Source organism: Escherichia coli DSM 30083 = JCM 1649 = ATCC 11775, from assembly GCF_003697165.2.
GTDB lineage: Bacteria > Pseudomonadota > Gammaproteobacteria > Enterobacterales > Enterobacteriaceae > Escherichia > Escherichia coli.
In genome coordinates, this window is the sequence record NZ_CP033092.2 from 1,825,729 (window position 1) to 1,846,960 (window position 21,232).

The following is a 21,232-nucleotide window of genomic DNA, read 5'->3' on the forward strand; positions in this document are numbered from 1 at the left end:
CTGTCGATGCAGCGCCTTGAAGGGGGATTATTTCACCTGATGACCCGGTTTAGCACCGGCATCCGGGCTTAGCAGGAAGATATCTTTCCCACCAGGACCAGCAGCCATTACCATGCCTTCGGAGATACCGAAGCGCATTTTACGTGGTGCCAGGTTAGCCACCATAATGGTGTGACGACCAATTAGTGCTTGCGGATCCGGGTAAGCAGAACGAATGCCGGAGAAGACATTGCGTTTTTCACCGCCGAGATCCAGCGTCAGGCGCAGCAGTTTGTCAGAACCTTCAACAAACTCTGCGTTTTCAATCAGCGCCACGCGCAGGTCAACTTTGGCGAAGTCGTCAAAGGTGATGGTTTCCTGAATCGGGTCGTCAGCCAGTGGGCCAGTTACCGGTGCGGCTGTGGCTTTTACTTCCTCTTTGGATGCTTCCACCAGTGCTTCAACCTGTTTCATATCGATGCGGTTATACAGCGCCTTGAATGGATTCACTTTATGGCCCAACAGCGGTTGCTGGATACCATCCCAGGTCAGTTCTGTATTGAGGAATGCTTCTGCGCGCTCGGTCAGTTTCGGCAGTACCGGTTTCAGGTAAGTCATCAGCACGCGGAACAGGTTGATGCCCATTGAGCAAATCGCCTGCAGATCGGCATCGCGACCTTCCTGCTTCGCCACCACCCACGGAGCCTGTTCATCGACATAGCGGTTAGCCAGGTCAGCCAGCGCCATGATTTCACGGATAGCTTTACCAAATTCGCGGCTTTCCCACGCTTCACCAATCACTTCAGCGGCATCAGTGAAGGTTTTGTACAACTGCGGGTCAGCCAGCTCGCTTGCCAGCACACCGTCAAAACGCTTATTGATAAAGCCAGCGTTACGGGACGCCAGGTTAACCACTTTGTTCACGATATCGGCATTCACGCGCTGAACGAAATCTTCCAGGTTGAGATCGATATCATCAATGCGCGAAGACAGTTTGGCGGTGTAGTAGTAGCGCAGGCTGTCGGCGTCAAAATGATTCAGCCAGGTGCTGGCTTTAATAAAGGTGCCGCGAGACTTGGACATTTTCGCGCCGTTCACCGTCACATAGCCGTGAACAAACAGGTTGGTCGGCTTGCGGAAGTTGCTGCCTTCCAGCATGGCAGGCCAGAACAGGCTGTGGAAGTAAACGATATCTTTACCGATGAAGTGATACAGCTCGGCAGTGGAATCTTTCTTCCAGTATTTATCGAAGCTTACGCTGTCGCCGCGCTTGTCACACAGATTCTTGAAAGAGCCCATATAGCCAATCGGTGCGTCCAGCCAGACATAGAAATATTTGCCCGGCGCGTTCGGAATTTCAAAACCGAAATAAGGCGCGTCGCGGGAGATATCCCACTGTTGCAGGCCAGATTCAAACCACTCCTGCATTTTATTTGCCACCTGCTCCTGCAACGCACCGCTGCGGGTCCATGCCTGCAGCATTTCGCTGAAAGAGGGCAGATCAAAGAAGAAGTGTTCAGAATCACGCATTACCGGGGTAGCACCAGAAACCACCGATTTCGGCTCGATCAGTTCAGTCGGGCTGTAGGTCGCGCCGCAGACTTCGCAGTTATCGCCGTATTGATCCGGGGATTTACATTTCGGGCAGGTGCCTTTTACAAAACGGTCCGGCAGGAACATGCCTTTTTCCGGATCGTACAGCTGAGAGATGGTGCGGTTTTTAATAAAACCGTTTTCTTTCAGACGAGAGTAGATAAGTTCTGACAACTGGCGATTCTCTTCGCTGTGCGTCGAGTGATAGTTGTCATAGCTGATGTTAAAGCCTGCGAAATCAGTCTGATGTTCCTGACTCATTTCGCCAATCATCTGCTCCGGGGTGATACCAAGCTGCTGAGCTTTAAGCATGATCGGCGTGCCGTGGGCATCGTCGGCGCAGATGAAGTTGACCTCGTGGCCGCGCATTCGCTGGTAACGGACCCAGACATCAGCCTGGATGTGCTCCAGCATATGGCCGAGGTGGATTGAGCCGTTAGCGTACGGCAGTGCGCACGTCACCAGAATTTTCTTCGCGACTTGAGTCATAGTAGGCATTACTTCTTAATAGTGAAAAGGGCTTAGATAGTACCAAATGGGAAAATGTTAAGTAAGTACTTCTCTATATTCTTCAGGTAAACTATCAGCTGATGGTTTATCTATACAAAAAAGGAGTCGGGATGAACGAACAATCCCAGGCCAAATCACCAGAAGCCTTGCGCGCAATGGTCGCCGGGACACTGGCCAATTTTCAGCACCCAACCCTGAAGCATAACCTCACAACGCTGAAAGCGTTGCACCATGTCGCCTGGATGGACGACACGCTGCATGTGGAACTGGTTATGCCATTCGTCTGGCATAGCGCGTTCGAAGAGTTAAAAGAGCAATGTAGCGCCGAACTGCTGCGCATCACCGGAGCGAAAGCTATCGACTGGAAACTGTCGCATAACATAGCCACTCTGAAACGCGTGAAGAATCAGCCGGGAATTAACGGCGTGAAGAACATTATCGCGGTCAGTTCCGGTAAAGGTGGCGTGGGTAAATCCTCCACGGCGGTAAACCTGGCGTTGGCACTGGCGGCGGAAGGGGCGAAAGTCGGCATTCTGGACGCCGATATCTACGGCCCATCAATCCCTACCATGCTGGGCGCAGAAAATCAGCGTCCAACTTCGCCGGACGGTACCCATATGGCACCGATTATGTCTCATGGCCTGGCAACTAATTCAATTGGTTATCTGGTGACAGACGACAATGCGATGGTGTGGCGTGGCCCAATGGCGAGCAAGGCGTTAATGCAAATGTTGCAGGAAACCTTGTGGCCGGATCTCGACTATCTGGTGCTTGATATGCCGCCAGGTACCGGTGACATTCAATTGACATTGGCACAAAACATTCCAGTAACCGGTGCAGTCGTGGTCACCACCCCGCAGGACATCGCGTTGATCGATGCGAAAAAAGGCATTGTGATGTTCGAGAAAGTCGAGGTTCCGGTGCTCGGTATTGTCGAGAACATGAGTGTGCATATTTGCAGTAACTGTGGTCACCATGAACCGATTTTCGGTACCGGTGGTGCAGAGAAACTGGCCGAGAAATACCACACGCAGCTGCTGGGGCAGATGCCGTTACACATCTCCTTACGTGAGGATCTCGATAAAGGCACGCCAACGGTTATCAGCCGTCCTGAGAGCGAATTTACCGCTATCTACCGCCAGCTGGCTGACCGCGTTGCAGCTCAGCTCTACTGGCAGGGTGAAGTCATTCCAGGCGAGATTTCCTTCCGCGCGGTCTAACGCGTATTAACCATTCTGATTATTCTTCATACACCGCAGAGATGTTACATTGATGCGGTGTATTTGTTTTTGCCGCATTAATGAACACTTATTTAATGCTGCGAATATTCTGCGGACCTTCGTCCGAAACTCTACAAAGTCGATTGATCGTACCGGCGATGCTTCATTATCATCCTTCGTGGCTGTGTAGTGGATGTACAGCTATAGTTTGTTATGCACTCATTCTTTCCAGGCATAACCTTTACTACAGGGATAACGTTCAATGAATAAGTACTGGCTGTCAGGAATTATTTTTCTTGCCTATGGATTGGCTTCTCCCGCGTTCTCTTCAGAAACTGCTACATTAACGATTAATGGTAGGATCAGTCCCCCAACATGCAGTATGGCTATGGTTAATGGTCAACCTCAACAGCATTGTGGTCAGTTAACGTATAATGTTGATACCCGTCATCAGGTTTCTTCGCCAGTTAAAGGTGTAACGACGGAAGTGATTGCTGCAGATAGCGATAGCAAACGTCGAATCGTGTTAAATCGCTACGATTAATTTGCCACCCTGGTTTTAATCGGATTTAGAAAGCTTAAATCATTTACATGAATGATTTAAGCTTTTTTATTGATATTAATAATACCATTTATAGAAATCCACATTAATTAATAGATTTGATAAATATTTAATGTGCTTAAGTATTTGTTGTGTTTATATTGCAATAGTTAATTTGCTTTAAATCAATAAAACAATGTGTTTACATTGCGGCAACTTTTTTTGGTGTGAGAAATTTGTTTCCAAGAGATACAGACTCTTAACAACCAAAAATAGATTTTATTAAGGAGCATATTATGAAACGTTCAATTATTGCTGCCGCTGTTTTTTCTTCTTTTTTTATGAGCGCTGGGGTATTTGCCGCAGACGTTGATACCGGAACATTAACCATTAAAGGGAATATTGCAGAATCTCCGTGTAAATTCGAAGCAGGTGGCGATTCATTAAGTATTAATATGCCAACTGTACCAACTACGGTCTTTGAAGGTAAAGCTAAATACTCGACCTATGATGGTGCAGTCGGTGTAACCAGCAGCATGTTAAAAATTAGCTGTCCGAAAGAAGTTGCTGGTGTAAAACTCTCGTTGATTACCAACGATAAAATAACCGGAAACGATAAGGCGATAGCCAGTAGCAACGATACCGTGGGTTATTATCTCTATTTAGGTGATAACAGCGATGTCCTGGATGTTTCTGCACCTTTCAACATCGAGAGTTATAAAACAGCGGACGGTCAATATGCCATTCCGTTTAAAGCAAAATACCTGAAACTGACAGATAACTCAGTGAATTCAGGTGATGTGTTATCTTCCCTGATTATGCGTGTGGCGCAGGATTAATAAATAAAATTGCAAGATTCTTCAGGTAATTAACATGGCCGCTATCTCCATGGCGGCCTTTTAATTTAAGAGGCATTAAGATGAAAGGATTATTAGCTTTACTCATTTCTTCTATGGTCCTTCCTGCACATGCCGGTATTGTTATCTACGGGACGCGTATTATTTACCCGGCAGAGCACAAAGAAGTGATGGTGCAGTTGATGAACCAGGGAAACCGTTCTTCGCTGATGCAGGCGTGGATTGATGATGGCGATACGTCATTACCACCAGAAAAAATTCAGGTTCCTTTCATGTTAACGCCACCAGTGGCAAAAATAGGGGCAAATTCCGGGCAGCAAGTAAAAATTAAAATTATGCCGAATAAACTCCCCACTAATAAAGAGAGTATTTTTTATCTGAATGTTCTGGATATTCCACCAAATAGTCCAGAACAAGAAGGTAAGAATGCACTGAAGTTTGCGATGCAAAACAGAATTAAGTTGTTTTACCGGCCAGCGGGTATTGCTCCGGTAAATAAAGTGACCTTTAAAAAGTTACTGGTAAATCGCAGTGGCAATGGATTGGTGATAAAAAATGACTCAGCTAATTGGGTGACGATTTCGGATGTCAAAGCTAATAATGTCAAAGTCAATTATGAAACTATTATGATTGCCCCCTTAGAAAGTCAGAGTGTTAATGTCAAAAGTAATAATGCAAATAACTGGCATCTGACCATTATCGATGACCATGGCAATTATATTAGTGACAAAATTTAATTGCAGGAGCTGCCTATGTTGAGAATGCCCCCACTTGCATCAGCAATCGTAGCGTTATTGATCGGCATTGAAGCTTATGCAGCTGAAGAAACCTTTGATACCCATTTCATGATAGGTGGAATGAAAGACCAGCAGGTTTCAAATATTCGTCTTGAAGATAATCAGCCCTTGCCGGGGCAGTATGACATCGATATTTATGTCAATAAGCAATGGCGTGGGAAATATGAGATCATTGTTAAAGACAACCCGCAAGAAACATGTTTATCAAGGGAAATGATCAAGCGGTTAGGCATTAATACCGATAGCTTTGCCAGCGGTAAGCAATGTTTAACATTTAAGCAACTTATTCAGGGCGGGAGCTATACCTGGGATATCGGAGTTTTTCGTCTCGATTTCAGTGTCCCGCAGGCCTGGGTGGAAGAACTGGAAAGTGGCTATGTACCACCTGAAAACTGGGAGCGGGGTATTAATGCGTTTTATACCTCTTATTATATGAGTCAGTATTACAGCGATTATAAAGCGTCCGGTAATAGCAAGAGTACATATGTACGTTTTAACAGCGGGTTAAATTTATTGGGGTGGCAACTGCATTCTGATGCCAGTTTCAGTAAAACAAATAACAATCCAGGGGTGTGGAAAAGCAATACCCTGTATCTGGAACGTGGATTTGCCCAACTTCTCGGCACGCTTCGTGTGGGTGATATGTACACATCAAGCGATATTTTTGATTCTGTTCGCTTCAGCGGTGTGCGGTTGTTTCGTGATATGCAGATGTTGCCTAACTCGAAACAAAATTTTACGCCACGGGTGCAGGGGATTGCTCAGAGTAACGCGCTGGTAACTATTGAACAGAATGGTTTTGTGGTTTATCAGAAAGAGGTTCCTCCTGGCCCGTTTGCGATTACAGATTTGCAGTTGGCCGGTGGTGGAGCGGATCTTGATGTCAGCGTGAAAGAGGCGGACGGTTCGGTAACCACCTATCTGGTGCCTTATGCAGCGGTACCAAATATGCTGCAACCCGGCGTGTCGAAATATGATTTTGCGGCGGGTCGTAGCCATATTGAAGGGGCGAGCAAACAAAGTGATTTTGTCCAGGTGGGTCATCAGTATGGTTTTAATAACTTATTAACGCTGTATGGTGGCTCGATGGTCGCGAATAATTATTACGCGTTCACTTTGGGGACTGGCTGGAATACACGCATTGGTGCCATTTCCGTCGATGCCACGAAGTCGCATAGTAAACAAGACAACGGCGATGTGTTTGACGGGCAAAGTTATCAAATTGCCTACAACAAATTTGTGAGCCAAACGTCGACACGTTTTGGTCTGGCGGCCTGGCGTTATTCGTCGCGTGATTATCGGACATTTAATGATCACGTATGGGCAAACAATAAAGATAATTATCGCCGTGATGAAAACGATATCTATGACATTGCCGATTATTACCAGAACGATTTTGGCCGTAAAAATAGCTTCTCTGCCAATATGAGTCAGTCATTGCCAGAAGGCTGGGGTTCTGTGTCCTTAAGTACGTTATGGCGAGATTACTGGGGGCGTAGCGGCAGCAGTAAGGATTATCAGTTGAGTTATTCCAACAACCTGCGAAGGATAAGCTATACCCTCGCGGCAAGCCATGCTTATGACGAGAATCATCATGAAGAGAAACGTTTTAATATTTTTATATCGATTCCCTTTGATTGGGGTGATGACGTTACGACGCCTCGTCGGCAAATATATATGTCTAACTCAACGACGTTTGATGATCAGGGGGTTGCCTCAAATAATACGGGATTATCAGGAACCGTTGGAAGCCGGGATCAGTTTAACTATGGGGTCAACCTGAGTTATCAGTATCAGGGAAATGAAACGACAGCTGGGGCGAATTTAACCTGGAACGCGCCGGTTGCGACAGTGAATGGCAGTTATAGTCAGTCGAGTGCTTATCGACAGGCTGGAGCCAGTGTTTCAGGGGGCATTGTCGCTTGGTCGGGTGGCGTTAATCTGGCAAACCGTCTTTCTGAAACGTTTGCTGTGATGAATGCGCCAGGAATTAAAGATGCTTATGTCAATGGGCAAAAATATCGCACAACAAACCGTAATGGAGTGGTGGTATACGACGGAATGACACCTTATCGGGAAAATTACCTGATGTTGGATGTGTCACAAAGCGATAGCGAAGCAGAATTACGTGGCAACCGGAAAATTGCCGCCCCTTATCGCGGCGCGGTTGTACTGGTTAATTTTGATACCGATCAGCGCAAGCCATGGTTTATAAAAGCGTTAAGAGCGGATGGGCAACCATTAACGTTTGGTTATGAAGTCAATGATATCCATGGTCATAATATTGGTGTTGTCGGCCAGGGAAGCCAGTTATTTATTCGCACCAATGAAGTACCGCCATCGGTTAATGTGGCAATTGATAAGCAACAAGGGCTTTCATGCACAATCACCTTCGGTAAAGAGATTGATGAAAGTAGAAATTATATTTGCCAGTAATAGTCAGGTGGTTCTATGGAAATTCGCATAATGCTATTTATAGTAATAATGATGGTTATGCCTGTGAGCTATGCGGCATGTTATAGTGAGTTATCTGTTCAGCACAATTTGGTTGTTCAGGGGGATTTTGCACTTACTCAAACACAAATGGCGACATATGAGCATAATTTTAATGATTCGTCATGCGTGAGTACAAATACTATCACACCTATGAGCCCGTCGGATATTATTGTTGGACTTTATAACGATACCATTAAATTAAATTTACATTTTGAATGGACCAATAAAAACAACATTACGTTGTCAAATAATCAGACCAGTTTCACCAGTGGTTATTCGGTGACGGTGACACCTGCGGCCAGTAATGCAAAAGTGAATGTTTCTGCGGGGGGCGGTGGTTCAGTGATGATTAATGGAGTTGCGACATTATCCAGTGCTTCATCATCGACACGCGGGAGTGCCGCAGTACAATTTCTACTGTGTTTATTAGGTGGTAAGTCATGGGATGCATGTGTAAATAGCTACAGAAATGCATTGGCACAAAATGCAGGTGTCTATTCCTTTAATCTGACATTGTCATACAACCCGATAACCACAACCTGCAAACCGGACGATTTATTAATTACGTTAGAGAGTATTCCCGTTTCACAATTACCAGCCACAGGTAACAAAACAACAATAAATAGTAAAAAAGGGGATATTATTCTGCGTTGTAAAAATTTATTAGGTCAACAAAATCAAACATCACGGAAAATGCAGGTGTATTTATCAAGTTCTGACTTGTTAACCAACAGCAACACGATCCTGAAAGGTGCGGAAGATAATGGCGTAGGATTTATTCTTGAAAGTAATGGTACGCCAGTCACACTTTTAAATATCACTAACAGCAGTAAAGGATATACAAATTTAAAAGAAATTGCGGCAAAGTCAAAACTTACAGATACAACGGTTTCAATTCCGATAACGGCCAGTTACTACGTCTACGATACAAACAAAGTTAAATCTGGCGCACTGGAGGCAACCGCATTAATCAACGTGAAATACGACTAATAACAAGCAAGACGAGCAAGTGGCTAATAATAAAAATATTAAGGTGTCTGCATTCCCCCCTCTCTCCGAGGGGGCTTTTTTTTAGCGATGATAAAAAATCTCACCGTCGTAGGCTTTAATGATTTTACCGTCGGTGTCGCTGATCAACACGTACGCGCCACCCATATAGGTCCAGTGCGTCCCGGCATCAGGCGCGGGCAGGTTACGTAACTGCCACTGCTTAATGTTGTACTCATCGGTGCGGTACATCTCTGGGACGGTGTCACCTGGTTTGAAATGCTTAAAGTCAGCAATGAAACTGCTTAACTCATACTTAGAAATTCCCGAGGTATTGGTCGAACCCGCGGTGGCTGGTGCGGCCCAGGCGGCACTGGTAACCAGCAAAAGCGCACCCAGCAACATCTTATTTTTAATGGTCATAAACTCTCCACTTTGGGGATCTGTAATATCAGTCGCATATCTTTCCTGCCATACAATATAACTGACAAGCGATATTTTGTTAGTGATCCCATGATTTCGTAAAAAGTGTAAATGAAAGGATGCCCTAAAAGCATCCTTAGCGAGCAGAGAGTCAGCGGAAATAGCTGATTTAAGAATCATCCTGGGCTGAAGATAACATGCAAGCCTAAAGGATTGAGTTATCGCATTATGCCCATGAAGCCATGTACGCCCATATACACACCAACTAAGCCAATCAACAGACTGGAAAAATAGGGAGCGCGTTTAGCGAGAGTGTTAAATCCGCTCCAGCGTTTTGCGACCTGCTGAACGCTGATTGCTGCGCCAACGCCTACGGTGACAAGCGTTAACGCCAGGCCGAGGCTGAAACTGACGACCAGTGTTGCGCCCAGTGTCAGGGCTTTCAACTGAATGCAAATCAACAGCACGGTAATTGCTGCCGGGCAGGGGATAAGGCCACCGGTTAAGCCAAATAGCAAAATTTGCCAGTTGGTGACCTCTCTACCATCAAAGCGTCGTTTAATGTCATTGGCATGGGCTCGTGCATGGGCATCCTGATACTCGCCATGTTCGTGATGGTGATGATGTCCATGGTCGTGGTGATCTTCGTGATCGTGGTGATGATGCTCATGATCATGCTCGTGCATATTCTCCAGCCAGTTGCGTTCGCCGCGCCAGGTACGCCAGAACATCCAGAACGCGGTGCTAATAATGATCACTGCGGAAATCAACTGGAGCCACGGTTCTGCTGATTGAGCAGTAAAGCGTTTGCTGATCACCATCCCGCCAAAGGCAATTAACCAGACCACTGCGGTATGCGAAATAGTTGCTGCCAGTCCGAGCATCACCGCCTGTTTAATGGTGCCTTTGATGGCGATGATAAACGCCGCCATCATCGTTTTTGAGTGCCCCGGTTCCAGGCCATGAAGCGCACCAAGTAAGATGGCGCTGGGGATGAAGAACCAGGCGTTTCCTTGCTGAAGAAGTGTTGTAAATTCGGTCATGATAATAATTCTTAGTATTAATTCGGCAATCTGATTCTACTCCCCCCCAGTACCTGATACTACCCCCCAGTAGATTAATAGTGCTATGATTTTTCATATTCTTGTTAACCAGGTGTTGCCATGTCTCATACAATCCGTGATAAACAGAAACTGAAAGCGCGTGCCAGTAAGATTCAGGGCCAGGTCGTGGCGCTCAAGAAAATGCTCGACGAACCGCATGAATGCGCTGCAGTTTTACAACAGATTGCTGCTATCCGTGGCGCGGTAAACGGTCTGATGCGGGAAGTGATTAAAGGTCATCTGACGGAACACATCGTTCACCAGGGGGATGAGCTAAAACGAGAAGAAGATCTGGATGTCGTTCTGAAGGTGCTGGATTCTTATATCAAATAATTTATTAACGCGATTGTAAAACTGCCGTTTTTCCCCGTTTACAACGCGTGCGCTGGACATTACCATCCTCCTCTGCGATTTATTATCGCAACCAAACGACTCGGGGTGCCCTTCTTTGTGAAGGCTGAGAAATACCCGTATCACCTGATCTGGATAATGCCAGCGTAGGGAAGTCACGGACCACCAGGTCATTGCTTCTTCACGTTATGGCAGGAGCAAACTATGCAAGTCGACCTGCTGAGTTCAGCGCAATCTGCGCACGCGTTACACCTTTTTCACCAACATTCCCCTCTTGTGCACTGCATGACCAACGATGTGGTGCAAACTTTTACTGCCAATACCTTGCTGGCGCTCGGCGCATCGCCAGCGATGGTTATCGAAACCGAAGAGGCCAGTCAGTTTGCGGCTATCGCCAGTGCCTTGTTGATTAACGTTGGCACGCTGACGCAGCCACGAGCGCAAGCGATGAGTGCTGCCGTTGAGCAAGCAACACGATCACAAACGCCCTGGACGCTTGATCCGGTTGCGGTTGGTGCGCTCGATTATCGCCGCCGTTTTTGTGTGGAACTTCTGTCCCATAAGCCAACCGCCATACGTGGTAATGCTTCGGAAATCATGGCATTAGCTGGCGTTGCTAATGGTGGACGGGGAGTGGATACCACTGATGCCGCAGCTAACGCGATACCCGCTGCACAAACACTGGCACGGGAAACTGGCGCAATCGTCGTGGTCACTGGCGAGGTGGATTATGTTACCGATGGACATCGTATCATTGGCATTCACGGTGGCGATCCGTTAATGACCAAAGTGGTAGGAACTGGCTGTGCACTATCGGCGGTTGTCGCTGCCTGTTGTGCGCTACCAGGCGATACGCTGGAAAATATCGCATCTGCCTGTCACTGGATGAAACAAGCCGGAGAACGCGCAGTTGCCAGAAGCGAGGGGCCAGGCAGTTTTGTTCCACATTTCCTTGATGCGCTCTGGCAATTGACGCAGGAGGTGCAGGCATGAAACGAATTAACGCTCTGACGATTGCCGGTACTGATCCGAGTGGTGGTGCGGGGATTCAGGCCGATCTTAAAACCTTCTCGGCACTTGGCGCTTATGGTTGCTCAGTTATTACTGCACTGGTGGCGCAAAATACCCGTGGTGTACAGTCGGTGTATCGCATTGAGCCTGATTTTGTCGCCGCCCAGCTCGATTCGGTGTTCAGTGATGTGCGAATCGACACCACTAAAATCGGTATGTTGGCGGAAACCGATATTGTTGAAGCGGTGGCAGAACGGTTGCAACGTTATCAGATCCAAAACGTGGTACTCGACACCGTTATGCTGGCAAAAAGCGGCGACCCGCTGCTTTCACCATCGGCGGTTGCTACGCTGCGCAGTCGATTATTGCCACATGTTTCATTAATAACGCCAAACTTGCCCGAAGCAGCCGCCTTGCTCGACGCGCCACACGCGCGCACCGAACAGGAAATGCTGGAACAAGGGCGATCGCTGTTGGCGATGGGCTGTGGCGCAGTGCTAATGAAAGGTGGTCATCTGGATGATGAGCAAAGCCCGGACTGGCTGTTTACTCGTGAGGGGGAACAACGATTTACTGCACCGCGCATTATGACCAAAAACACCCACGGCACTGGTTGTACGCTCTCTGCGGCGTTGGCTGCACTACGCCCGCGCCATACAAACTGGGCTGACACCGTACAGGAGGCAAAAAGCTGGCTTTCATCGGCATTAGCCCAGGCCGACACGCTGGAAGTTGGTCACGGTATTGGTCCGGTTCACCACTTCCACGCCTGGTGGTGAGCACCGTACTATAGCTGCTTTGGTTATTGTCAGCCTTTGGTGCTGACATTCAGGGATGAAACCAATGCAGTTGAGAATCACCAGTCGAAAAAAATTCACCGTTTTATTATGCGCTCTTGGGCTAATTTCCATCGTTGCAATTTATCCGCGTCAGACGGTGAATTTTTTCTATTCGACAGCAATTCAGATTAAAGACTACATCCACTTCTACGGTTATCGCCCGGTTAAATCTTTCGCTATTCGCATTCCTGCCAGTTACACCATTCACGGAATAGATGTTTCACGCTGGCAGGAGCGGATCGACTGGCAGCGTGTGGCAAAAATGCGCGACAACGGTATCCGCTTACAGTTTGCTTTTATTAAGGCGACGGAAGGCGAAAAGCTGGTGGACCCCTATTTTTCGCGTAACTGGCAACTAAGCCGCGAAAATGGCCTGCTGCGCGGGGCGTATCATTATTTTTCCCCGTCGGTATCTGCTTCAGTTCAGGCGAGATTATTTCTGCAAACGGTGGATTTCTCACAAGGCGATTTCCCTGCCGTGCTGGACGTAGAAGAACGGGGAAAATTATCGGCAAAAGAATTACGCAAGCGGGTAAGTCAGTGGCTAAAAATGGTCGAAAAACGTACGGGTAAAAAGCCAATTATTTACTCAGGAGCCGTTTTTTATCACACCAATCTGGCGGGCTATTTCAATGAATATCCGTGGTGGGTGGCTCACTATTATCAACGTCGCCCGGACAATGACGGCATGGCCTGGCGCTTCTGGCAGCATTCCGATCGTGGACAGGTCGATGGCATTAATGGTCCGGTGGATTTTAATGTGTTTAATGGCACGGTGGAGGAGTTGCAGGCATTCGTTGATGGGATTAAAGAAACGCCTTAAATAAGAAGCAGTGATATACTCCCACCAGATTCCCCGGCAGGAAAAAGACAAATGGAACAAGCGCATACCCAGCTGATTGCCCAACTGAACGAGCGTATTTTAGCGGCGGATAACACGCCGCTTTATATTAAGTTTGCCGAAACGGTAAAAAATGCCGTGCGCAGCGGGGTGCTGGAGCATGGCAATATTTTGCCCGGTGAGCGTGATTTAAGTCAGTTAACCGGCGTTTCGCGCATTACGGTGCGCAAGGCGATGCAGTCGCTGGAAGAAGAGGGCGTGGTGACGCGTTCGCGTGGTTACGGCACGCAGATCAACAACATCTTCGAATACTCGCTGAAAGAAGCGCGGGGGTTTTCTCAGCAGGTGGTATTGCGCGGGAAAAAGCCCGATACGTTATGGGTTAACAAGCGTGTCGTGAAATGTCCCGAAGAAGTCGCGCAGCAGCTGGCGGTCGAAGCGGGAAGTGATGTCTTTTTGCTTAAGCGTATTCGCTATGTCGATGAAGAGGCGGTATCGATTGAGGAATCGTGGGTTCCGGCACATTTAATTCATGATGTTGATGCCATCGGGATTTCTCTTTATGACTACTTCCGCAGCCAGCACATTTACCCACAACGTACGCGTTCCCGCGTTAGCGCCCGGATGCCGGATGCCGAGTTTCAGTCACATATTCAGTTAGATAGCAAAATACCGGTGCTGGTGATCAAGCAAGTGGCGCTTGACCAACAGCAACGGCCTATTGAGTACAGCATCAGCCACTGTCGCAGCGATCTATACGTTTTTGTGTGCGAGGAGTAGTTCCTCGCGCGTTGGCGCACAATCACCGCCCCGATGCCCGACAACCCACGACGCCACTGCATTGCCCAGTAATACGGCATCCGCCAGTGGCAGACCAGAGGCCAGCCCGGCAAGTACGCCACCGGCATGACTGTCGCCCGCCCCAATGGTGTCTACAACTTGCGTTGGAAATGCCGGAATGCAGCCAGAAGCGTCGTTGCTGAAATACCATGCGCCTTCTTTATCGAGGCGAACGATCAACGGCGCGGCAAATTTCTCCTGCCATTGCTTGCCAAGTGTTGTTATCTCTGCGGATAAAGCAAAACGTTCGGCGGCAATCTCAGCCTCTTGACGATTGAGTGACACTAAAGGTCGACAGGCCATGATCCGCGCCAGTAATGCATCCGGGATATCGCCAATACGTGGGCCAAAATCGATAAACGGCGTCACGTCTTGTAGCTTTTCCAGCCATTCCACTAACAATTCGCCGCAGGGCGAGGCCAGTTGATAACCGGAAAAATAGAGCAGGCTGCCAGGCGCAACGGTTAATCGCGCCAGCCACTGGCGATTCCATTGATTTTCCACACCGCTGAATGACATAAAAGTGCGTTCGCCATCCGGCTCAACCAGCGCCAGACACCAGCCGTTATCACCTTCGGCGTTATCGATCAGGCTGATTAAGTCCTCTTTTGCCATGCGGTTGCGAATAATCTCCGCCCACACCCCCTGACCGAGCGGCAAGGCATTACCCGCTTCGATGCCGAGGCGCTTTAATGCCACGGCAATATTCAGGGCGCAGCCGCCAACGTTAACGCTCTGCTGTTTCAGTTCGATATCGCACCCACGCCAGGGGAGGGCATAAGCGTCGGCGATCACATCAATGACCGCCGCGCCGACGACCATCACCGGCTGATGCGTGGCTAATTCAGGCAGCAGCGTGTGTAATCGAGCGCCGCTCATATCGCCTCCCGTTGTTGGCGATACTTCGCCAGCGCCGTGGCATAGCGGTTGAAATCAAGCTGATTTACTGCATCCAGTTCCGCCTTTAACGCAGGATCGATAGCGTTAACGCCATGCAACGCGCCGCAAATTGCCGTCGCCATAGCACCGATGGTGTCTGTGTCGCCGCCAAGGTTAGCGCACAGGACGGCGCAACGGTTCGGGTCGGTTTGTGCCAGTTCAACCAGCGCAATGGCGCACGGAACGGACTCAATAGTGCTGGTACCTGCGCCAACGACCTGGTAAAGCTGTTCGCTGGCGGATTCGGTGCCGTCAGCATTGCGCACAATTTTCAGCGCAATCTCCAGACGAGCAGCCAGTGAGGCGCTGAAGGTAGTGATGCGTTTTTGTTGAGCATGTCGCGCAATTGAAGGCAGTGAATTAACAATTGCTGACCAGCTTTCTCCGTCAATGGCACGAGAAATCGCCCATGCGATGACTACCGCCCCCGCAACCGCCAGATCGGATTTATGTGTCGGGCTGGAGGCCAGCGCCACATCATCAATAAAGGAATCAACATCACGCGCCGGAAGCAAACAACCTAATGGCGAGATGCGCATCGCTGCGCCGTTGGTCACGCCGTTATTTTCCAGTTCAGCAACGGGTTTACCGTCGCGAATGGCGTTAAGCGCAATCTTCGAGGTCGGACCTAGTACGTTTTTGTTAAAGGCGTCGAAACGCAGCGCCCAGTCGAGAATATTACGCCCAATCAGATCCGGATCGATCTTGCCTTCACGTTCCAGTAACGCATCCGCCAGACACAGCGCCATCGAGGTATCGTCGGTGAATTCGGCGCGGTTAAAATAACAGGCTGCGTTATTCTCCTTTGGCCCAGGCAGAAAACGGTCAATCCAGCCAAAGTGTGCTTTGACGCGACTGCGCGGCCAAAGCTCGGAGGGCATCCCCATCGCATCCCCTAACGCCTGCCCATAAAGAGCACCGAGAATACGTTCTGTTTTCATTTAACTTCCCCTTGTGTCAACGCAATATCGCGATCATCGACCTTGATAGCCGTAATTTCGTTGTCGGATTCGCGGAAAAAAATCATGAACAGCACGGCGATAATGGCAATCATCACCGCGCCGAAAGTCCACATCCCGGCCCAGTTGAAAGTCAGTCCGTTTACCGGTTCCTGATAAGCGAACATCTTTTCCATCATCACACCGCCAAGACGATAGCCGAGCAAACTGCCGAAGCCCTGGCAGCAGAGCGTGATCAGCCCCTGCGCGGCAGTACGCATATGCACGGGGGCTTTTTTATCGACATAGATGTAAGCGGTAACGTAGTAAAAATCGTAACTTACGCCGTGCAGCAAAATGCCGAGGAACAAGAGAGCGTAAGTGAAATATTCATCCGCACTGCCGTAAATAAAGAAGCCATAACGGATCGCGGCGGTGACCAGACCAAGCAATAATACCTTTTTGATACCAAAGCGTTTGGTGAAAAACGGCAATGCCAGCATAAAGAAGATTTCAGAGAACTGGCCGAGCGTCATCCAGCCAGTGGCGTTTTTCATGCCAACTTCGGTCAGATAACCGTTGGCAAAGATGTAATAGAACGCCAGTGGCATCGCAAACAGGAATGAACAGAAGAAAAAGACGAGGAAGTTCTTATCGCGCAGCAGGATCAGCGCATCCAGGCCGAGCATGACTTTAATATCCATTTTGCCGGTGCTTTTTGGCGGTGTGTCGGGCAGGAAAAATGCAAACACACCAAGCAGAGCAGAACTTCCGGCAGTAATCAGCAGCGGGATGTTCGTCGGTGAGATATCGGCATACCCCAGCATTTGCGGCAAGAAACCACATGCCAGACCAGAGGCAATCCAGCCGATAGTGCCCATCACACGAATGCGCGGGAAATCACGCTCCACATCCGGCACGTTGGCAAAAGCGATACTGTTAGTCAGCGCAATGGTCGGCATATAGGTTAGCGAGTAGGCCAGCAGTAACGGGAAGAACCCGGCAAAAGTGGTCTGTTGCGCGGCGAAATACATCAGCACCGCACCAGCGAACATCAATACCGCCAGCACTTTCTGCGCCGAGAAAAAGCGGTCAGTGATGGAGCCAACCAGAATCGGCGACAGGATCGCCGCAATGGCGGTACAGGCATACGACCAGCCAATTTCTCCGGCACTAAAACCGCTTTTACTTAACCACAACCACAATGGCACAAACCACGCGCCCCAGATAAACCATTCAACAAACATCATGAACGACAGCTTTGCTGTTGTTTTCATCTTTTAATTCCTTCATGACAGGTAATGTAAGGTACGCGATGACAATACCACTTAGTAATACCTTTTAAATACCTTTGCGGTGAAAACTTGACCGCGGTAACATTTTTTCTGATGAATCGAGCCAACAGAAAACGCTGAAAAAACATCCAAAAGATGGAAAAACTCGCCCGTAACGACCAGGATTATGATTGCCCGCAAAAGGCGGGCCAGGACAATCCATAGCCGATATCCAATCGGAATTTACGGGAGCATAGTAATGACAGATATTGCGCAGTTGCTTGGCAAAGACGCCGACAACCTTTTACAGCACCGTTGTATGACTATTCCTTCTGACCAGCTTTATCTCCCCGGACATGACTACGTAGACCGCGTGATGATTGACAATAATCGCCCGCCAGCGGTGTTACGTAATATGCAGACGTTGTACAACACCGGGCGTCTGGCTGGCACAGGATATCTTTCTATTCTGCCGGTTGACCAGGGCGTTGAGCACTCTGCCGGAGCTTCATTTGCCGCTAACCCGCTCTACTTTGACCCGAAAAACATTGTTGAACTGGCGATCGAAGCGGGCTGTAACTGTGTGGCGTCAACTTACGGCGTGCTGGCATCGGTATCGCGGCGCTACGCGCATCGCATCCCATTTCTCGTCAAACTTAATCACAACGAGACGCTAAGTTACCCGAATACCTACGATCAAACGCTGTATGCCAGCGTGGAGCAGGCGTTCAATATGGGCGCGGTGGCCGTTGGTGCGACTATCTATTTTGGCTCGGAAGAGTCACGTCGCCAGATTGAAGAAATTTCTGCGGCTTTTGAACGTGCGCACGAGCTGGGCATGGTGACAGTGCTGTGGGCCTATTTGCGTAACTCCGCCTTTAAGAAAGATGGCGTTGATTACCATGTTTCCGCCGACCTGACCGGTCAGGCGAACCATCTGGCGGCAACCATAGGTGCAGATATCGTCAAACAAAAAATGGCGGAAAATAACGGCGGCTATAAAGCGATTAATTACGGTTATACCGACGATCGAGTGTACAGCAAGTTGACCAGCGAAAACCCGATTGACCTGGTGCGTTATCAGTTAGCTAACTGCTATATGGGCCGGGCCGGGTTGATAAACTCCGGCGGTGCTGCAGGCGGTGAAACTGACCTCAGCGATGCAGTGCGTACTGCGGTTATCAACAAACGCGCAGGCGGAATGGGGCTGATTCTTGGACGTAAGGCGTTCAAGAAATCGATGGCTGACGGCGTGAAACTGATTAACGCCGTGCAGGACGTTTATCTCGATAGCAAAATTACTATCGCCTGATGCGCTTCATACGAACAGCACTACCCCGTAGGCCGGAAAAGGCGTTAACGCCACATCCGGCATAAAACCACGCGTACTTTGTTACGGCTTCCCCCGGGAGGCCGTTTTTTTTGCCTTTCATTCCTGGATTGATTTTCATATTGTCGTTTTTGTGATCGTTATCGCGACATTTAAAAACAAATAATTTCATTATGTTTTGAAATCGAAAATAAATGACAGGATGTGAAAATGTACGTGGTATCGACAAAGCAGATGCTGAACAACGCGCGGCGCGGCGGTTATGCGGTTCCGGCATTCAATATTCACAATCTCGAAACGATGCAAGTGGTGGTGGAAACCGCTGCCAGCATGCATGCGCCGGTCATCATCGCCGGAACGCCCGGCACATTTACTCATGCCGGTACAGAAAATCTGATGGCGCTGGTCAGCGCGATGGCGAAGCAATATCACCATCCACTGGCGATTCATCTCGACCATCACACGAAATTTGACGATATCGCTCAGAAGGTTCGTTCTGGCGTGCGCTCAGTCATGATTGACGCCTCGCATTTGCCTTTTGCGCAAAATATTTCACGGGTCAAAGAGGTGGTGGATTTTTGCCATCGCTTTGATGTCAGCGTCGAAGCGGAGCTGGGGCAACTTGGCGGCCAGGAAGATGATGTGCAAGTCAATGAAGCCGATGCTTTTTATACCAACCCCGTTCAGGCGCGTGAATTTGCCGAGGCAACCGGGATTGATTCCCTGGCGGTCGCCATCGGCACGGCTCATGGGATGTATGCCAGCGCACCGGCGCTTGATTTTTCTCGACTGGAGAACATTCGCCAGTGGGTGAACTTACCGCTGGTGCTGCATGGCGCGTCAGGATTATCGACAAAGGATATTCAGCAAACCATCAAACTGGGGATATGCAAAATCAACGTTGCAACGGAGCTGAAAAATGCCTTCTCGCAGGCGTTAAAAAATTACCTGACAGAGTACCCCGAAGCGACCGATCCCCGGGATTATTTGCAGTCGGCTAAATCTGCAATGCGCGATGTGGTGAGCAAAGTGATTGCCGATTGTGGCTGCGAGGGCAGGGCATAACGCACCTGCCATTTAACAAGGAAAAAACATGAAAACGTTAATTGCCCGGCATAAAGCTGGTGAACATATTGGCATATGTTCAGTCTGTTCTGCACATCCGTTGGTTATCGAAGCGGCGCTGGCATTTGATCGCAACAGCACGCGTAAAGTGCTGATTGAAGCAACGTCAAACCAGGTCAATCAATTTGGCGGTTATACCGGAATGACACCGGCAGACTTTCGCGAATTTGTTTTTGCGATTGCCGATAAAGTCGGATTTGCTCGTGAGCGTATTATTCTCGGCGGCGACCATCTGGGACCAAACTGCTGGCAGCAAGAAAATGCGGATGCGGCGATGGAAAAATCCGTCGAGCTGGTAAAGGCATATGTTCGTGCCGGCTTCAGTAAAATTCATCTTGATGCGTCAATGTCCTGCGCTGACGATTCCATACCGTTAGCGCCAGAAACGGTTGCTGAACGTGCCGCTGTGCTTTGTCTGGCGGCGGAAAGTGTGGCGACTGATTGCCAGCGTGAGCAACTGAACTATGTCATTGGCACTGAAGTTCCGGTTCCGGGCGGTGAGGCCAGCGCCATTCAGTCAGTACACATCACCCAGGTTGAAGATGCCGCCAATACTTTACGCACGCATCAAAAGGCCTTTATTGCCCGTGGTCTGGCAGAGGCGTTAACACGCGTGATTGCCATCGTGGTGCAGCCGGGTGTGGAATTTGACCATAGCAATATTATTCATTATCAGGCGCAAGAAGCTCAGGCGTTGGCGCAATGGATAGAAAAAACCAAAATGGTTTATGAAGCGCATTCCACCGATTACCAGACTCAGACGGCCTATCGGGAATTAGTTCGCGATCATTTTGCAATTTTGAAAGTCGGTCCGGCATTAACCTTTGCTTTACGTGAGGCGATATTTGCGCTGGCACAAATTGAGCAGGAACTTATCGCACCCGAAAATCGTAGCCGTTGTCTGGCGGTAATTGAAGAAGTGATGCTCGACGAACCGCAATACTGGAAAAAATATTATCGCACGGGTTTTAACGATTCATTACTGGGTATTCGTTACAGCCTGTCGGATCGTATTCGTTATTACTGGCCGCATAGCCGGATTAAAAATAGCGTCGAAACGATGATGGTGAATCTGGAAGGCGTGGACATCCCACTGGGCATGATTAGTCAGTATCTTCCGAAACAATTTGAACGCATTCAGTCCGGGGAATTATCAGCAATACCGCATCAGCTTATTATGGATAAAATTTATGATGTTTTGCGCGCCTATCGCTACGGCTGTGCGGAATAAGGACGGT

Annotated in this window: 20 protein-coding genes and 1 riboswitch; of the genes, 14 read left to right on the top strand and 6 right to left on the bottom strand. The window is 48.7% G+C overall.

What is annotated here, in order from left to right:
• Positions 1–27: 27 nt before the first annotated feature.
• The gene (metG, locus tag EAS44_RS09725; RefSeq protein WP_001350700.1) at positions 28–2,061 is read right to left on the bottom strand and encodes a methionine--tRNA ligase; all 2,034 of its coding nucleotides are present in this window, start codon (positions 2,059–2,061) and stop codon (positions 28–30) included.
• Positions 2,062–2,192: 131 nt separating this feature from the next.
• Between metG and apbC the strand changes: the two genes are divergently transcribed.
• From apbC to yehA, 6 genes are all read left to right on the top strand, one after another.
• Positions 2,193–3,302 (top strand): iron-sulfur cluster carrier protein ApbC, encoded by a 1,110-nt coding sequence (gene apbC, locus EAS44_RS09730; protein ID WP_001005448.1) that lies wholly within the window; start codon positions 2,193–2,195, stop codon positions 3,300–3,302.
• A 262-nt stretch (positions 3,303–3,564) separates the two neighbouring features.
• Positions 3,565–3,846, top strand: coding sequence for a YehE family protein (gene yehE / locus EAS44_RS09735; protein ID WP_001046487.1), 282 nt, complete (start codon positions 3,565–3,567; stop codon positions 3,844–3,846).
• 293 nt (positions 3,847–4,139) lie between these two features.
• Positions 4,140–4,682 (top strand): fimbrial protein, encoded by a 543-nt coding sequence (yehD, locus tag EAS44_RS09740; RefSeq protein ID WP_000830454.1) that lies wholly within the window; start codon positions 4,140–4,142, stop codon positions 4,680–4,682.
• Positions 4,683–4,762: 80 nt separating this feature from the next.
• A complete protein-coding gene (gene yehC, locus EAS44_RS09745; protein WP_000677332.1) occupies positions 4,763–5,437 on the top strand; it encodes a fimbria/pilus periplasmic chaperone in 675 nt (224 codons plus the stop codon).
• Positions 5,438–5,452: 15 nt separating this feature from the next.
• Complete coding sequence (gene yehB, locus EAS44_RS09750) at positions 5,453–7,933, top strand: fimbrial biogenesis outer membrane usher protein (RefSeq protein ID WP_000945347.1); 2,481 nt, start codon at positions 5,453–5,455, stop codon at positions 7,931–7,933.
• Between the two features lie 15 nt (positions 7,934–7,948).
• A complete protein-coding gene (yehA, locus tag EAS44_RS09755) occupies positions 7,949–8,983 on the top strand; it encodes a putative fimbrial-like adhesin protein (RefSeq protein WP_000405724.1) in 1,035 nt (344 codons plus the stop codon).
• Between the two features lie 81 nt (positions 8,984–9,064).
• On the opposite strand, the gene rcnB is transcribed toward yehA, so the two are convergent.
• Together rcnB and rcnA are read right to left on the bottom strand one after the other, a co-directional pair.
• Positions 9,065–9,403, bottom strand: coding sequence for a Ni(II)/Co(II) efflux transporter accessory subunit RcnB (gene rcnB / locus EAS44_RS09760; protein ID WP_000153067.1), 339 nt, complete (start codon positions 9,401–9,403; stop codon positions 9,065–9,067).
• Between the two features lie 218 nt (positions 9,404–9,621).
• Positions 9,622–10,446, bottom strand: coding sequence for a nickel/cobalt efflux protein RcnA (gene rcnA / locus EAS44_RS09765; RefSeq protein WP_000134614.1), 825 nt, complete (start codon positions 10,444–10,446; stop codon positions 9,622–9,624).
• A 120-nt stretch (positions 10,447–10,566) separates the two neighbouring features.
• On the opposite strand from rcnA, the gene rcnR reads away from it, so the two are divergent.
• The 5 genes from rcnR (at position 10,567) to yegW (ending at position 14,328) form a co-directional block, all read left to right on the top strand.
• Positions 10,567–10,839, top strand: coding sequence for a Ni(II)/Co(II)-binding transcriptional repressor RcnR (gene rcnR, locus EAS44_RS09770; protein WP_000019944.1), 273 nt, complete (start codon positions 10,567–10,569; stop codon positions 10,837–10,839).
• Positions 10,840–10,930: 91 nt separating this feature from the next.
• Positions 10,931–11,027: riboswitch (TPP riboswitch) on the top strand.
• Between the two features lie 34 nt (positions 11,028–11,061).
• On the top strand, positions 11,062–11,850 hold the full coding sequence (gene thiM, locus EAS44_RS09775) for a hydroxyethylthiazole kinase (RefSeq protein WP_001195614.1): 789 nt from the start codon (positions 11,062–11,064) through the stop codon (positions 11,848–11,850).
• Positions 11,847–12,647 carry a bifunctional hydroxymethylpyrimidine kinase/phosphomethylpyrimidine kinase gene (gene thiD / locus EAS44_RS09780; RefSeq protein WP_000822262.1) on the top strand — a complete coding sequence of 267 codons (801 nt, stop codon included), beginning with the start codon at positions 11,847–11,849 and terminating at the stop codon, positions 12,645–12,647. The genes thiM and thiD overlap by 4 nt, the downstream gene beginning before the upstream one ends.
• 64 nt (positions 12,648–12,711) lie before the next feature.
• Positions 12,712–13,530, top strand: coding sequence for a glycoside hydrolase family 25 protein (yegX, locus tag EAS44_RS09785; RefSeq protein WP_001297940.1), 819 nt, complete (start codon positions 12,712–12,714; stop codon positions 13,528–13,530).
• A gap of 51 nt (positions 13,531–13,581) precedes the next feature.
• A complete protein-coding gene (gene yegW / locus EAS44_RS09790) occupies positions 13,582–14,328 on the top strand; it encodes a GntR family transcriptional regulator (protein ID WP_000434049.1) in 747 nt (248 codons plus the stop codon).
• Here the strand turns inward: yegW and yegV are convergent.
• The 3 genes from yegV to yegT are packed head-to-tail and all read right to left on the bottom strand — an operon-like array spanning position 14,302 to position 17,542.
• Complete coding sequence (gene yegV / locus EAS44_RS09795; RefSeq protein WP_000011933.1) at positions 14,302–15,267, bottom strand: carbohydrate kinase family protein; 966 nt, start codon at positions 15,265–15,267, stop codon at positions 14,302–14,304. The genes yegW and yegV overlap by 27 nt on opposite strands.
• On the bottom strand, positions 15,264–16,268 hold the full coding sequence (gene yegU, locus EAS44_RS09800) for an ADP-ribosylglycohydrolase family protein (protein WP_000846205.1): 1,005 nt from the start codon (positions 16,266–16,268) through the stop codon (positions 15,264–15,266). Before yegU ends, yegV begins: the two co-directional genes overlap by 4 nt.
• Positions 16,265–17,542: a nucleoside permease gene (yegT, locus tag EAS44_RS09805; protein ID WP_000858523.1), complete on the bottom strand. Its 1,278-nt coding sequence runs from the start codon at positions 17,540–17,542 to the stop codon at positions 16,265–16,267. Before yegT ends, yegU begins: the two co-directional genes overlap by 4 nt.
• A 256-nt stretch (positions 17,543–17,798) precedes the next feature.
• On the opposite strand from yegT, the gene fbaB reads away from it, so the two are divergent.
• From fbaB to gatZ, 3 genes are all read left to right on the top strand, one after another.
• Entirely contained in the window at positions 17,799–18,851 is a 1,053-nt protein-coding gene (gene fbaB / locus EAS44_RS09810; protein WP_000129551.1) for a class I fructose-bisphosphate aldolase, read from the top strand.
• Positions 18,852–19,079: 228 nt separating this feature from the next.
• Complete coding sequence (gatY, locus tag EAS44_RS09815) at positions 19,080–19,934, top strand: tagatose-bisphosphate aldolase subunit GatY (RefSeq protein ID WP_000289810.1); 855 nt, start codon at positions 19,080–19,082, stop codon at positions 19,932–19,934.
• A gap of 28 nt (positions 19,935–19,962) precedes the next feature.
• Positions 19,963–21,225 carry a tagatose-bisphosphate aldolase subunit GatZ gene (gene gatZ / locus EAS44_RS09820; protein ID WP_000853836.1) on the top strand — a complete coding sequence of 421 codons (1,263 nt, stop codon included), beginning with the start codon at positions 19,963–19,965 and terminating at the stop codon, positions 21,223–21,225.
• The last annotated feature ends 7 nt before the right edge of the window (positions 21,226–21,232 follow it).